This window comes from Metallosphaera sedula DSM 5348 (genome assembly GCF_000016605.1).
Lineage (GTDB): Archaea > Thermoproteota > Thermoprotei_A > Sulfolobales > Sulfolobaceae > Metallosphaera > Metallosphaera sedula.
In genome coordinates, this window is the sequence record NC_009440.1 from 2,146,022 (window position 1) to 2,158,673 (window position 12,652).

Genomic DNA, 12,652 nt, shown 5'->3' on the forward strand with positions numbered 1-12,652 from the left:
ATCGGGGCTAAATAGTGCGAAAGGATTTTATAATTTTACCCTGTCTTCCCATGAAAATTATTTCAACGTTATGCTCTAAAGCCTTCCTTCTTAGCTCCTCATCGTTGGTAAAAAGGATTAACCCTAGATCTCTCGCTGTGGCAATGAGAGCCTCGTCCGTTGGGAGATTAGAGTGAATATCCACTAATTTCCACCAACTCCTATAGACCTCTAGATACTGCCTTGCTAATGATATCCTTGATTCCATCTTCGTGGAATTTTTATATTTCCTACTTAGTATATCTAGCTCCTGTAAGACAAGTTTATGAATATAGAATATGGGTTTATATTCAAAATACTCTATTATCCTGTTAAACGGATCCACTTTATCATATACATACATGAGAATGTTAGTGTCGACCAAAATTCCTACAGAACCACCTGTCCCCATCCTACCAATCTCCATCTTCCACCAATTTGCCTGCTAATTACTAGCCTAGCCTTCTTATCCCATATTGCAAGAGGTCTCTTGAGCTCCATCTCTATCTCGTCTGATTTTGCTCTAGTGACAACACCTAGACTAGTAGCAGAGCCTAAAGTGATGAGAAGCGTCTCCTTCGGTCTGATAGGATCCACCTTGGTCATTTCCTTACTTCCAACCACTCTCTCCAGAAGGTTATAGGTAGTGGTAATTTTCCAGAGAACTGGAATGTCCACGTTAGCCCCGGTCACGATGCTACCTATGAGACTATCAGCCTTAGTTATCGAAGGGTCCAGATAGGTACCCATGGCCACTAGTCCTCCAGGTCTTGCCTCTTGAAACTCCAAGTCCCCGAAACGCAAAGATGAAACGCGGGTATAGAGGGGCTTATACGTGATTTTTCCCTTCTCTTCTAACCTAATTCCTGGAAGGACCTTAATCTCCTGGTCTACCTTAAACATTCCCTGTATTATACTCCCTCCCACTACGCCTCCCTTCAACTCAGTGGATGGAGTACCAGGCTTATTCACGTCAAAGCTCCTTATGACTAACATGATGGGGTCCAGACTCATATCTCTTTTAGGTGTGGGAATCCTTCTTTCCAGCGCCTCTATCAGAGCGTCAATATTTATTTTATGAAGTGCACTAACTGGTATTATCTCTGCCTCACTGGCCCACGTATCTTTTATGAACTCTTTTATCTGGTTAAATTGGGCTAGGGCTGCATCCTTAGATACCACATCTACCTTATTTTGCACAATTATCAGCTTATTTATTCCAGCTATTCCCAAGGCCACAAAATGCTCCCTAGTTTGAGGCTGAGGAAATGGCTCATTGGCTGCCACAACTAGGATAGCACCATCAAGTATGGCAGTTCCTGAGAGCATAGTCGCCATTAATACCTCATGCCCTGGAGCATCAACAAACGAAACTCTTCTCAAGAATTCAGGTTCCTCGTCGCTTCCGCAGGAATTACACGATGGCTCATTTACGTACCCATCGGGCTTTCTACAGGATTTGCATAGACCAAAGGATGCCTCAGCATATCCTAGCCTAATGGTCATACCTCTCTTTAGTTCTTCGGAATGTTTAGATGTCCAAACTCCAGTGAGAGCTTGAACTAGAGTAGTTTTACCATGATCCACGTGTCCAACAACGCCTATGTTGACTTCTGGCTGTACAACTGGCCAGGGCAAAAAATCACCTTACAATTACACAGTTAATCTGAACATTTTCTGCACTGATAACGTTTCCTCTCACTATCTTCCTTCTTCTCTCCCCATCTTCTGTTGGTATGAATCCTGGTGGACCAGCCAAAAGTATCCTTCGTTTAGCTGCCCCCTGAACATCGGGTCTCATAGGGAAACCAGTATTATCTGATCCCCCCGTTATTGCGAGATTAAGGGCTATTCCTCCTACTGACAGCGTGAAATTGTCGCCTATTTTGGATCCGACCAGATTCACCTGTCCTTGATCCACATTTAACTGGAAAGACTTAGTCCTGTATGCTACTGCTTCAAACTCTTCTGCCCCAAATTTCTCCGTAAGTCCTTTACTAGCATGAATCTCGCCTTCTGGAACTTCAGCTGATTCCCTAGCAATGAAATGAACTTTTACCTTAACCTTCTTGTCCCCTTCCTGTTTTTGTATTTCAACTGTAATGAATTGATCTGCCCCTAACTTCTCTTTGGTCTTCGGATTGACAAGACATACTGGTAAAGTGCGTCCTTCTTTTTCCCCTTCTTCCGATTGTACATTATCAACTAGCTTGACCTTCACCTTAGCTGGAACGACCTTCTTTGATGCAGGATCAGATATAACAATCTTGAAGTCAGCCAATTCGTCTTTCCCCTTTTCACAAAGGTATAATGACACGAGTATATAAACTCAGGGTTATGGTTATAGATATGAAAATAGGAATTCTGCTTGTGCTTCATGGAAGTAGAGTAAATGAGTGGAAAGAGGTGGCAATAAATTACAAGGACCTTCTCAAGAACTATTTTGAATTAGTAGAGTTTGGATTTATAGAATTTAATCAACCTACTCTCAGAGAGGCCGTTGAAGCCTTGGTTAAAATGGGAGCTACGGAAATAGTAGCGGTTCCACTTTTATTCGCAGCTGGAGCCCATTTCTATAGGGACATTCCCAGACTAATTGGCATCGACGAAAACGGAAACGTGACGGTGAATGAGAAAAGCGTGAAAGTAATAATTGCTAGGCCCATAGGCATTGATAAAAGGGTTGCTGAAGTACTAAAGGAAAGGGTAGAACAGGCTCTTGAAAGCCCTTGGCAGATTTGACGGTTTATGCGAACCAAAAAATCCAGGTGGAATAGCCACATTCGGCTATGTCATCTACATTAACGGGAACGTAATAGAGGGAATGGGACTAGCCTCTGAACCTTGGAGCGTGAACTCCACTAATAACGTTGCTGAGTACACCGGTTTGATATGCTTGTTAAAAAAGATGCTGACGCTAGGTGTCACAGAGGCTAGGGTAGAAGGGGATAGTCAATTAGTGATAAGGCAACTCAAAGGGGAATACTCTGTGAAATCAAAGAGAATTATCCCCCTCTACGAGAAGGCTAAGGAGCTTCTTGCAAAATTCTCGTCAGTTGAGATTGAGTGGATACCCAGAGAAGAAAACAAGGAGGCAGATAGAATCACTAGGATAGCTTTCAAAAAGGTGTTAAACGGGGAATTAAAGAAAATAGGATGTGATTAGCCAAGTTAAGAAGACGCGCTTACCAATAGCTCTGCCTTCGCTGGATCGTACGTCCAGTCCTGAGGTAACTTCTCTACCCTCTTGTAGTATCTAGATAGCCTCCTTATCTTGGATTCTATCTCTTCAAGGCCTTTCTTAGCTGTCTTATCCCCAGGGTACTCGTTAAGATGTCTCCTCACATTAACAGCCCTTCTGATTAGGTTAAAGAGGTCTTCAGGTATCTGGGAAGCCAGTCCCTTATCCTTTAGGAACTGATTAACCTTCTTACCAATTATGGGTTTTGCTAGAGGTATTCCGTATTGATCCCTTAATACTATCCCTATCATGGATGGAGTATATCCTTTTTTTGCTAACTCCTCTATGAGCATCTCCACTTCTTCCCTTGAGAATCTAACCCACTTTGGCGATCCAGTCCTTACAGGCCTAGTTGAGTGAGAACTGCCGTTGGCTCTTCTCTTGTTCAAACGTAATCACCACTTGCTTATTTTCCTACTATACCGCTCTTTTTAAGTTCTTCCCTAACCATCTGAACTCCTTTCACCATTGACACCATCTTAGAGAAGGCTATATTTCTTGGAAGTAACTTTAACCCACAATCTGGATTTATCCATATCTTTTCTAGCGGGAAGTACTCCATAAGTCTCTTGATATCCTTATAGACTTCCTCTGGGGATTCTACGTTTCTGCTATGAACGTCTATAACGCCCGCACCTATTTCTTTTTCATACCCGTGTTCCTTAAACAATTTGAGAGGCTTATAGTTATATATCTTTAATGCGAAATTTATTTGATCTACCTTGAAGTCATTTAGATATGGTGCGACTATTTTATAATCACCGTAGCATATATGCAACATGAGTTTCGCATTAATTCCCTTCACTGATTCGTTTACAGCTTCAACTGCCCATTCAACCTCCTCAGCGCTAGAGTGTATAGCAGGTTCATCTACCTGAATCACGGGTGCTCCAGCCTCAACTAGGTTCCTTATTTCAGCGTTTATCGCCTTGGCAAGATCGAAGGCCATCTCCCTCCTGTCCTTATAATATTCATTGTAGGACCAGTAGGCCATGGTGTATGGACCAGTAATTGTCACCTTGAAGTAAGGAGTGTAAGTTATACTCTTAGTAAATTCAACTTCGTCTACAAGCATTGGTCTATTATACTCTATCTTCGACACTACTGAGGGTTTCCTATAATAGGCCGTTCCCCATACCCTCACAGGTCCATAAAATCTAAAACCCTTCAGTCTTTCTGCGAAGAATTCTACCATCTCATCCCTTTTTACTTCTCCATCTGTGGGAACATCAATCCCAGCAACTTGGTGATCTCTCATGACGGTAATAGCTGCGTCGTTAAACGCTTCCTGTAGATCCTCTCGCGATAGCCTTCCGTTCTTTGCCAAGGTTATGGCTTCCCTTAACCATTTGGGCCTAGGATAGCTACCTATAACTGTTGTTGGAAGAGGTGGAAGATTCATGACTTATCACCCAACTTCTTGAGAAGTTTTAACTTTCTTACGGCAATTATCTCAGGTATAAAATCCATTGGTGCTGCATTTCCCACAATTATCTGTGTAGCTCCTTTCTGATAACCCTTGTTAACTATCCTCCTGATGGTTGACAATCTCTCCAGTTTCGTATTCCTCGTGTTAAGTACTCCAAAGAATACCCTTTTCTTGGCGATCCTAGCGTAGACCTGAGCCAGTAGGTTCATGTTCTCTACTACATCCAATCCATGAACGTCTACTGGAAGCTTAAAGAACGTATCTAGTTTCGAGGGGTTTATGGTAAAATATGTGACAAGGTGTTTTTCTTGATTCACGCCCTTTACCATCTCTGAATATGCGTCCACAAGCCTAGATATCGTTGAGGTCTTGATTCCCTTCTCAAAGAAAGATGGCTCGTGAATTTCTATGGCAAGTCCGCTTGGGATGGCCTTCATCACAGAGTTGACTTCCTTTGCGTAGGCAAAGACCAGTTCTTCATCGTCATAATGTCTGTTATCGCTGAGGAGAGTATACGTTAGGGGACCCACGAGTACAGCCTTCAGCTTGCCTGTATATCCTACCTTCTTTGCTATCTCCATATCCTCCTGGAGAGACTTCAGATACTCATCCGGTTGAGCTTTAATATCGCCTTTAATCACCGGTTTTCTATAATAGAAATTATTATCATAAAAACGCATTAACTCGCCCTTTGTTGGACCGGAGATGTAAGAAAATGTTATATCCATCAAGTCGTCCCATCTCAAGAGCCCGTCAGTAGTATAACTAGCGCCCACATCCTTAACTAAAGACATGAAACTTGTTGTCCTCTTAATGATCTCCTTATCTAAAACCTCCTTACTTATCTTGCCTGATCTATATCTCGAAAAAACTTTTCCAAGTGATATTGCCCTAGGATAACTTCCAACTATACTTATCGTGAACTTTATCACCCCACATTGGGAGCTAGCAGGTACACTACACTACCGCCATTATCCATATTAAATTCTAACTGTAGTGGTTTCTGTTCCGAGAAAAGGAGGTTAAGGAAACCTGAGAGTCTAGTTAGAACTAGGACATCCTCAAGGTAATCTGATGGATAGCTTGAGACTGATGGTTTCTTCACCTCTATTTCCTGCAACCCCCCCATCTCCTTCGAAAACTCCACCTCTATCTCGGTAGACTCCTTAGATCTTAGCTTGATTTCCATCTCCGTAGCATCTATTTCTACCGAATCGCTTACTGTTGCTATTTCCGAAACGGCCTTCTTGAAGCCTCCAGATGTTATCTTAGCCTTTACATCAAAATCTAGCTTTAACTCGGGTAACTCCTGAATTGGTACTTCTATATTTCTGATAGTGAATTCCCTAGGAGGTTCTCCTAGCATTCTGATAACTATCTCTGACTCTTCCCTAGACTCCATCTCTATCTTTTCCTTTCTCTTAGCACTAGCCATGACCTTTAGCATGTACTGGGTATTGAAACCAAATCTGAATTGATCCTCAACATCGAATTCCTCAAAGGCTTCCTTGGGGAAATGTAATTTGATTAGTGAAATATGAGCCCTATCCACAGCAACTACGTCTAGCCCAGAGGAGGTGAACGTAAAGGTAACCTCGTCAATTAGCTTAGAGAGTGCCTCTATGACGGTCTTAAAGTCCATCGCGTTCGCATAGGCTATTCTCATGATCTCATTATGAAGTTCTAATTCCCCGCTTTAAGTTATACCTCTCGGGGCCTCTAAGGAAAAACGATACGGCTTTGTCCGGTATTTCAACTCCTAGATAACGACATAGCGGAAAACTTTTATGGGCAAAGGAGAAGTGATTCATGTCCCACCGTAGCTCAGCCCGGTTCAGAGCGCCCGGCTGTAGATAAAGGGCAGTTACCGGGTGGTCCGGGGTTCAAGTCCCCGCGGTGGGACTCTTTAGGTCATGTTTCTGTGTCGATGCGTGAATTTCACGTTGTAAGGAGCCACTCAATTTATAAACGAGACTGAGCCCTAGTCATAATAGGTGTTTCACTTCATGGCAGAAACTGCGCACAAACTACTCGCAGAGTCTGTTGGTAGTCTAGTGCTAGTTAAATTAAAGGGAAATAAGGAAGTGAGAGGGCTTCTTAAGAGTTATGATCAACACATGAACTTGGTTTTGTCGGATTCTGAAGAAATCCAAAGCGATGGCGAAGGGAAGAAGATGGGAACCATAGTAATAAGAGGGGATAATGTAATTCTCATCTCTCCGATTCAACAATAGGTGAGATGAATGAAGGGAACTCCGTCCTTTGGAAAAATGAATAAAGGAGGTAGCCATATTAGATGCAGACGATGTGGTAGAAATTCATATAACCCTACTAAGCATAAGTGCGCTGCATGTGGTTTTGGAAAATCAAAAAGAATTACAAGATATAGTTGGAAAACCAAAAAGGTAAATGGGGTAAGGTTAAAGTAATGGAATTCGGTTGGAGCTGGCATATAGAGTGGCAATCCTCCTATGAATTTCATGGTCATCACATAGACCAAGTATTGGAAGATGTTACTACCCAGTTTCAAAGGGTAATGGTTGCTAAGTTAACTAGGTTTGGGAAGTCGCTTATTATAGATGGGAAAGTTCAATCCACCGTATCTGACGAGTATATATATCACGAAACTCTAGTCCATCCCCTTCTTCTCTCCCTAGACAAACCTAAGAGTGTGCTAATACTAGGTGGAGGCGAAGGGGCCACATTACGTGAGGTGCTCAAGCATGAGTCTGTGAATAGGGCAGTCATGGTGGATATAGACCAGGCGGTCATAGACTTCGCGAGGAAACACCTTACTGAGTGGCATACCGGATCCTTTGATGATCCTAGGACTACGCTGGTTATTGATGATGCTCTGAGATATGTGGAAAAAACACAGGAAAAGTTTGATGCTATTGTTCTAGATCTTACGGATCCTATAATGGGTAACTCATCGTATAAATTATACACGAAAGAGTTTTATGAAAAACTTTCCAGACTGGTTGGTGATGACGGAGGTATCGTAACCCAAGCCACTTCGCCATCCTTTAGTCTGGACACGTTCTCTGTAATATATAACACACTTAGATCTATATTCAGGAAGGTTTCAGCATCGATAACCTACGTTCCATCATTCGATGGACTCTGGGGATTCGTTTATGCATCCAATAAGGTTACGCCAAGCCAACTGTCTCCTGAGAGTATAAACTCACTGATAGCGCAGAGAATAAGGGGAAAACTAAGGTACTACGATGGGGAAACCCACTCGATGCTGTTTAGCATTCCCAAGAACATAAGGGAAAAGTTATCTTCAGAGAAAAGGATATCGACGGAGTCTAACCCAGTTACTGTCCCTGCTTGATTTTTTAAGTAAAAACTCTTATCTAATTATGCCGGGGTGCCCGAGCGGACCAAGGGGGTAGGCTCGAGACCTTTCCAGCGTTAAAGCGTGCGACCTACTGTCTCTCCGAGACACGCGGGTTCAAATCCCGCCCCCGGCGCATTAACCGTGATTTTTTAAATCAGACATGAGGTTAGATAAATGTGCGGGGGTGCCCGAGCTAGGTCAAAGGGGGTAGGCTCAGGACCATTAGGTGAGACCCCTACTGGAGTAGTCCTGCGCGGGTTCAAATCCCGCCCCCCGCATGATATATACGATTTCAATCTCTGCTAAGCTTTATAGAAAGCTAAATTCTTCGTGGCATCATTTGAACAAGGAAGTATGGGCCCGCTGGGATTTGAACCCAGGACCTCCGCTGTGTCAGAGCGGCATCCTAACCAGGCTAGACGACGGGCCCTCAAGTTCTAACTCCTTGCATGCTTAAAAAATTTAGGCTCTGGCCTTCAAATCCTTCAAGACTTTCCTTCTAGGATCTAGGAAGTCTTGTCCAACCTGATGCTATCAAGAATTGCTGGGGAATAGATATTCGCTGATCTCAAGCCAAGTCTCTCCCTTTCTCTAAAGTTTTCTATGTTTTTCTTGAATTCTCTAATAGCTGAAGCCTCTCCATGATTTAATATAATATTCCTGGGTTTGGGCGTTAAATCCTCTAGGAATTTCAGTAGTTGTCTCCTGTCTGAATGTCCTGAAAATCCGTCTATGGGTGTAGTCTCTAGATTAACCTTTATGTTATCTACTCTTCCGTCCCTTCCTATAATCTGTATCTCCCTAGCCCCGTCTCTAACCTTTCTACCCAGGGTTCCCTCAGCCTGATAACTAACGAAAATTAAACTGTTCTTTGGATCGGGAGCTAACTGTTTAAAGAACTCAACTGCCGGTCCACCGTTCAACATACCGGAAGTTGCAAGAATTATACTGGGCTCACCCTCTGCGATATCCTCCCTGTATCCTTCTATTCTCTTGAAGAACTCAGAAGTGAACGGGTTCTCATCCCTGAACAAGATTGAATCTCTCACTTCTTTGCCTAGCCACTCAGGATATGCGGTGTGTATTGCTGTAACCTCGTCGAAGAGCCCTGTAACATAAACTGGAACTTCTGGTATGAGTTTTCTCTTCATTGCGTCATTTATCACCAACATGATTTCCTGTCCTCTCCCCACAGCTAACACAGGTATGAGAACCTTGCCACCCCTATTTAGGGTCTTGTTTATTACATCAATCAACTGCTTCTCCGATTCATCCCTATTGGTCTGCAACTGTGCACCATAGGTGGTCTCCATTATTAGGGTATCCACCCTAGGGAACTCGGAAACGGCTCTGTCCAACAATCTCGTTCTAGCGTATTTGAAATCTCCAGTGTAGACAAGGTTGTGCACACCATCTCCTATGTGAAGATGGGCCATTGCTGAACCGATGATATGCCCTGCATTATAGAAGGTGAGCCTTATATCCGGAGCTATATCCGTAACTTCCTCGTAATCTAGGGTAATGGTATGGAGTAACTCCTTTCTAACTTCCTTAGCGGAATATGGCAGAGGTCTTCCTTCCTTATCTGCCACGTCAAGTAGATCCAACTGCATTAAGGCCATTATGTCTCTAGTGGGCTGAGTTGTGTACACCGGACCGTCATATCCGTACTTGAAAAGAAATGGGATCATTCCGCTGTGATCCAGGTGGGCATGGGTCAATACCACAGCGTCCAGGTCCTCCAATCTCAACTGGTCAATATCCAGCTTCGGAAACATCCTTTCTCCAAAGTTCACGCTCGGATTCACTCCCACGTCCATCAACACCCTGCTTTCAGGGGTCTCCACCAGAACTGCTGATCTCCCAACCTCTTGGAAGGCTCCCAGGGCAGTTACCCTCACGTATCTGTCCTTAAATAGTATCTCCCTGTGTATCCTCTCTCCAAAGGTCTTGAGCATCTTCGCCCTATACTCAGTTTCGTTGTATATGTGGGTGAGAACTCCCTCTACGGTTCTGGACTTGATGGGTGGTTCTCTTATGATTACAGGCCTCCAGTAAGTATCCATGAAAATCTTCTGTTGGATTAGACCTCTTTTACCTATTACCAGTCCAGGCTTCTTTGCCTTTATGAGAACCTCTCCTAGTTCATCGTCAAACTTTATATCAGAAATTTGAGCTTCTGCTGGAACAAAATTCTTTATTATTTCTATCGTCTCCTTTTTATCCTTTCTGACACTGTTATCAGCTTTGATTACAATCCTTTTCTTTATTTCCTTTACTATCTTCTTTATTAGGTCCATTTTATCGCTAAGAACTGACGGATTCTTAACATACACTGCGATTTCTGGACCCTCGAACTCAATTCTTGTGATTTGAGCCTCCTTTGGAATTCCATTGTATATGGACGATATTATACCTAACCTAAAATTGGACACTTATCTCACCAAAAACAAAGAAATCTAACAGGCATAGGTAACTCTTTATTATATTTAAATCTTCTTTCATAGTATGGAGATTCATGAGCATATCATTGAGCTCCCAAAGAAGGTCTACGTAGGCAACGGAATCCTGTCAAAACTCAGGGACTATCTCTTTCAGCTTAACGTGTTAGAACCAGTCCTAGTCGTTACTGGACCCAATGTAAGGAAAATTGTAATTGATGAGGTTGCAAAAGGGCTGAACGAAATAGGTAAAATAGAATTTATTGAGGTATTGGATTCCTCTATCGACGAGGTCAACAGAGTAGAGGAAAAGGCTAAGCAACTCAACCCTAAGTTTGTCCTGGGCATTGGAGGTGGGAAGACCATAGATGTAGCGAAGTATGTGGCGTATAAACTAAACGTAAATTTCATCAGTATTCCCACAGCCCCTTCCCATGATGGGATAACCTCTCCCTTTGCATCAATAAAGGGGCTTGGAAAGCCTGTCTCAGTTAAGGCAAAAATGCCCTATGCAATCATTGCTGACATAAATGTTCTCAGTTCTGCACCTAGGAGGCTCATAAACTCTGGAATTGGAGATACTATTGGAAAGCTGGTTGCTGTTAGGGATTGGAAGCTCGCATCAAAGTTGACGGGAGAATATTACGGAGATTACACTGCGTCATTGGCTCTGCTCTCGGCCAAGCACGCACTAAGTTGTACCAGAATAATACATAGGGATTTGAAGTATAGCGTTAGCCTGCTAACTGAGGCCCTCATAAGTAGCGGAGTCGCAATGGGTATGGCCGGAAGCACTAGGCCAGCTAGCGGGTCTGAACATCTGTTTGCGCATGCTGTAGATCTACTTCAACCAAATGCTGCATTACACGGCGAGCTTGTCGGAATGGGTTCCATTATAATGGCATATATTCATGGAATAAATTGGAGAGAAATAAGGAATGCCCTAGACAGGATTGGGGCGCCGACAACTGCTAAGCAGCTGGGAATTCCCAACGACGTAATCATAAAGGCTCTTACCATAGCTCACACCATAAGGCCTGAAAGATATACGATACTAGGTGATAGGGGATTGACTTGGGCATCTGCTGAAAAAGTAGCAAGAGACACCGGAGTTATTGAGTGAGAAAAGCCTTAGTATAGGACTCCTGATACACCACCACAACGTCCTCCAGAACATACTTGATGATGTCCCTGGCCAGAAGTAGTTTTCTGGTTTGCAGGTCTTCTAGTAGAAATATCTTTTCGGGTATGGTGATCTTCAATGTCTTCTGATCTTCAGACAGTTCAGCCGAGGGTAGCTCTACACCCGAAAACCATCTATTGATCAATGCCTGTATCTTTTCCTTAACATCGGTCACCTGTTTCACTACTTTTACCTTGTACACTAGGGTCTTTCCAGCAAGGGGATGATTGAGATCTATGTAAACTCTACCTCCACTCACGCTCTTTATTGTCCCGACTGAACCGTCAGAGAATCTCACAGGCATGCCTGGGTAGGGGGTTATCCCCTGCTTTCTAACCTCCCCCAGGGGCATAACCTTAACCTTGGAGGGGTCCCTCTGGCCGTAGGCATTCTCGGGTGGTATTTCTATTTCTTTCTCCTCATTTAGCTCAAAATTGTATAGGCTATCCTCAAGACCTTTAATTAACCTATGTTCTCCTAAGATGACCAGCTGGGGTTCATATTTCTTGCCTTCGCTGTATATGTTAGCTTTTTTTGCCTCTTCCTCTATTGTAGTATCTACGAGCTCTCCTGTATTTTTAACTTTTCCCGTGTAATCTATGTAAATAAAGTCCTTCTCTTTGAACATGATAACCAATGCTCATAAGGCAGTGAAATTTTAAAATTAGTTCCCGCATCAATATCTCGGAATAATATGGTTATATTAAATATTATTTGAGAGAGTCAAAAATATGGAGGTTAGGTTATGATCTTTGACGTAACGCCTTTGGAAAGACTATGATGATAAAATTCAGATTTTGCTATTTCGTGGGCCCGGAGGGATTTGAACCCTCGACCACGCGGTTATGAGCCGCGCGCTCTACCTAGCTGAGCTACGGGCCCACTTCACCCTAATAGGGCATTTTGACTTTTAAGGCTTACGACCGGGTAAATCGCGGACATGCATTGCTTTCTAAGCCTTTACTTTGCGCCCTATAGATAAGTAGTAATTGAA

15 protein-coding genes and 5 tRNA genes are annotated in these 12,652 nt (G+C 43.1%); 9 read left to right on the forward strand and 11 right to left on the reverse strand.

Translation table 11 applies throughout. The annotated features are described in order from the left end of the window. Positions 1–7 precede the first annotated feature (7 nt). The 3 genes from MSED_RS11465 to MSED_RS11475 are packed head-to-tail and all read right to left on the reverse strand — an operon-like array spanning position 8 to position 2,299. Entirely contained in the window at positions 8–445 is a 438-nt protein-coding gene (locus tag MSED_RS11465; protein WP_144418794.1) for a PIN domain-containing protein, read from the reverse strand. After that, the gene (locus MSED_RS11470; RefSeq protein WP_012022168.1) at positions 409–1,656 is read right to left on the reverse strand and encodes a translation initiation factor IF-2 subunit gamma; all 1,248 of its coding nucleotides are present in this window, start codon (positions 1,654–1,656) and stop codon (positions 409–411) included. Before MSED_RS11470 ends, MSED_RS11465 begins: the two co-directional genes overlap by 37 nt. Before the next feature lie 4 nt (positions 1,657–1,660). Continuing rightward, positions 1,661–2,299, reverse strand: coding sequence for a 30S ribosomal protein S6e (locus tag MSED_RS11475; RefSeq protein ID WP_012022169.1), 639 nt, complete (start codon positions 2,297–2,299; stop codon positions 1,661–1,663). A 68-nt stretch (positions 2,300–2,367) separates the two neighbouring features. Here MSED_RS11475 and MSED_RS11480 point away from each other — a divergent pair, with 68 nt between their 5' ends. Both MSED_RS11480 and rnhA read left to right on the forward strand, forming a co-directional pair. Next, positions 2,368–2,760, forward strand: coding sequence for a CbiX/SirB N-terminal domain-containing protein (locus MSED_RS11480; protein WP_048060379.1), 393 nt, complete (start codon positions 2,368–2,370; stop codon positions 2,758–2,760). After that, positions 2,738–3,184, forward strand: a complete 447-nt coding sequence (gene rnhA / locus MSED_RS11485) for a ribonuclease HI (RefSeq protein WP_012022171.1) — start codon at positions 2,738–2,740, stop codon at positions 3,182–3,184. Before MSED_RS11480 ends, rnhA begins: the two co-directional genes overlap by 23 nt. Positions 3,185–3,189: 5 nt before the next feature. On the opposite strand, the gene MSED_RS11490 is transcribed toward rnhA, so the two are convergent. Genes MSED_RS11490 through pcn form a run of 4 tightly spaced genes read right to left on the reverse strand, consistent with a single transcriptional unit; the run spans position 3,190 to position 6,354 of the window. Then, positions 3,190–3,648 (reverse strand): 30S ribosomal protein S15, encoded by a 459-nt coding sequence (locus tag MSED_RS11490; RefSeq protein ID WP_012022172.1) that lies wholly within the window; start codon positions 3,646–3,648, stop codon positions 3,190–3,192. A 17-nt stretch (positions 3,649–3,665) separates the two neighbouring features. Further along, the gene (locus tag MSED_RS11495; RefSeq protein ID WP_012022173.1) at positions 3,666–4,661 is read right to left on the reverse strand and encodes a methionine synthase; all 996 of its coding nucleotides are present in this window, start codon (positions 4,659–4,661) and stop codon (positions 3,666–3,668) included. Then, positions 4,658–5,620 carry a uroporphyrinogen decarboxylase/cobalamine-independent methonine synthase family protein gene (locus MSED_RS11500; protein ID WP_012022174.1) on the reverse strand — a complete coding sequence of 321 codons (963 nt, stop codon included), beginning with the start codon at positions 5,618–5,620 and terminating at the stop codon, positions 4,658–4,660. Before MSED_RS11500 ends, MSED_RS11495 begins: the two co-directional genes overlap by 4 nt. Then, entirely contained in the window at positions 5,617–6,354 is a 738-nt protein-coding gene (gene pcn / locus MSED_RS11505) for a proliferating cell nuclear antigen (pcna) (protein ID WP_012022175.1), read from the reverse strand. The genes MSED_RS11500 and pcn overlap by 4 nt, the downstream gene beginning before the upstream one ends. 147 nt (positions 6,355–6,501) lie before the next feature. On the opposite strand from pcn, the gene MSED_RS11510 reads away from it, so the two are divergent. The 6 genes from MSED_RS11510 (at position 6,502) to MSED_RS11530 (ending at position 8,312) form a co-directional block, all read left to right on the forward strand. Continuing rightward, positions 6,502–6,590 (forward strand) — tRNA-Tyr (locus MSED_RS11510). A gap of 104 nt (positions 6,591–6,694) precedes the next feature. Beyond that, positions 6,695–6,922 (forward strand): LSM domain-containing protein, encoded by a 228-nt coding sequence (locus MSED_RS11515; RefSeq protein WP_012022176.1) that lies wholly within the window; start codon positions 6,695–6,697, stop codon positions 6,920–6,922. 9 nt (positions 6,923–6,931) lie between these two features. Next, on the forward strand, positions 6,932–7,117 hold the full coding sequence (locus MSED_RS12110; protein ID WP_012022177.1) for a 50S ribosomal protein L37e: 186 nt from the start codon (positions 6,932–6,934) through the stop codon (positions 7,115–7,117). Continuing rightward, positions 7,117–8,028, forward strand: coding sequence for a polyamine aminopropyltransferase (speE, locus tag MSED_RS11520; protein ID WP_012022178.1), 912 nt, complete (start codon positions 7,117–7,119; stop codon positions 8,026–8,028). The genes MSED_RS12110 and speE overlap by 1 nt, the downstream gene beginning before the upstream one ends. A gap of 30 nt (positions 8,029–8,058) precedes the next feature. Beyond that, positions 8,059–8,167 (forward strand) — tRNA-Ser (locus tag MSED_RS11525). A gap of 45 nt (positions 8,168–8,212) precedes the next feature. Further along, a tRNA-Leu gene (locus tag MSED_RS11530) sits at positions 8,213–8,312 on the forward strand. 77 nt (positions 8,313–8,389) lie between these two features. On the opposite strand, the gene MSED_RS11535 is transcribed toward MSED_RS11530, so the two are convergent. Together MSED_RS11535 and MSED_RS11540 are read right to left on the reverse strand one after the other, a co-directional pair. Next, positions 8,390–8,464 (reverse strand) — tRNA-Val (locus MSED_RS11535). Between the two features lie 76 nt (positions 8,465–8,540). After that, positions 8,541–10,469, reverse strand: a complete 1,929-nt coding sequence (locus MSED_RS11540; RefSeq protein WP_012022179.1) for a beta-CASP ribonuclease aCPSF1 — start codon at positions 10,467–10,469, stop codon at positions 8,541–8,543. Between the two features lie 73 nt (positions 10,470–10,542). Between MSED_RS11540 and MSED_RS11545 the strand changes: the two genes are divergently transcribed. Then, the gene (locus MSED_RS11545) at positions 10,543–11,598 is read left to right on the forward strand and encodes an NAD(P)-dependent glycerol-1-phosphate dehydrogenase (protein WP_012022180.1); all 1,056 of its coding nucleotides are present in this window, start codon (positions 10,543–10,545) and stop codon (positions 11,596–11,598) included. On the opposite strand, the gene MSED_RS11550 is transcribed toward MSED_RS11545, so the two are convergent. Further along, on the reverse strand, positions 11,588–12,286 hold the full coding sequence (locus MSED_RS11550; RefSeq protein ID WP_012022181.1) for a peptidylprolyl isomerase: 699 nt from the start codon (positions 12,284–12,286) through the stop codon (positions 11,588–11,590). The two genes, MSED_RS11545 and MSED_RS11550, sit on opposite strands and share 11 nt — an antisense overlap. A 180-nt stretch (positions 12,287–12,466) precedes the next feature. After that, a tRNA-Ile gene (locus MSED_RS11555) sits at positions 12,467–12,540 on the reverse strand. Between the last annotated feature and the right edge of the window lie 112 nt (positions 12,541–12,652).

What these genes read in the sequence shown, in the direction of transcription:
- MSED_RS11465 (WP_144418794.1), bottom strand. Translation starts at nt 445, where the DNA reads ATGGAGATTGGTAGGATGGGGACAGGTGGTTCTGTAGGAATTTTGGTC.
- MSED_RS11480 (WP_048060379.1), top strand. Translation starts at nt 2,368, where the DNA reads ATGAAAATAGGAATTCTGCTTGTGCTTCATGGAAGTAGAGTAAATGAG.
- MSED_RS11495 (WP_012022173.1), bottom strand. Translation starts at nt 4,661, where the DNA reads ATGAATCTTCCACCTCTTCCAACAACAGTTATAGGTAGCTATCCTAGG.
- pcn (WP_012022175.1), bottom strand. Translation starts at nt 6,354, where the DNA reads ATGAGAATAGCCTATGCGAACGCGATGGACTTTAAGACCGTCATAGAG.
- MSED_RS11515 (WP_012022176.1), top strand. Translation starts at nt 6,695, where the DNA reads ATGGCAGAAACTGCGCACAAACTACTCGCAGAGTCTGTTGGTAGTCTA.
- MSED_RS12110 (WP_012022177.1), top strand. Translation starts at nt 6,932, where the DNA reads ATGAAGGGAACTCCGTCCTTTGGAAAAATGAATAAAGGAGGTAGCCAT.
- speE (WP_012022178.1), top strand. Translation starts at nt 7,117, where the DNA reads ATGGAATTCGGTTGGAGCTGGCATATAGAGTGGCAATCCTCCTATGAA.
- MSED_RS11545 (WP_012022180.1), top strand. Translation starts at nt 10,543, where the DNA reads ATGGAGATTCATGAGCATATCATTGAGCTCCCAAAGAAGGTCTACGTA.
- MSED_RS11550 (WP_012022181.1), bottom strand. Translation starts at nt 12,286, where the DNA reads ATGTTCAAAGAGAAGGACTTTATTTACATAGATTACACGGGAAAAGTT.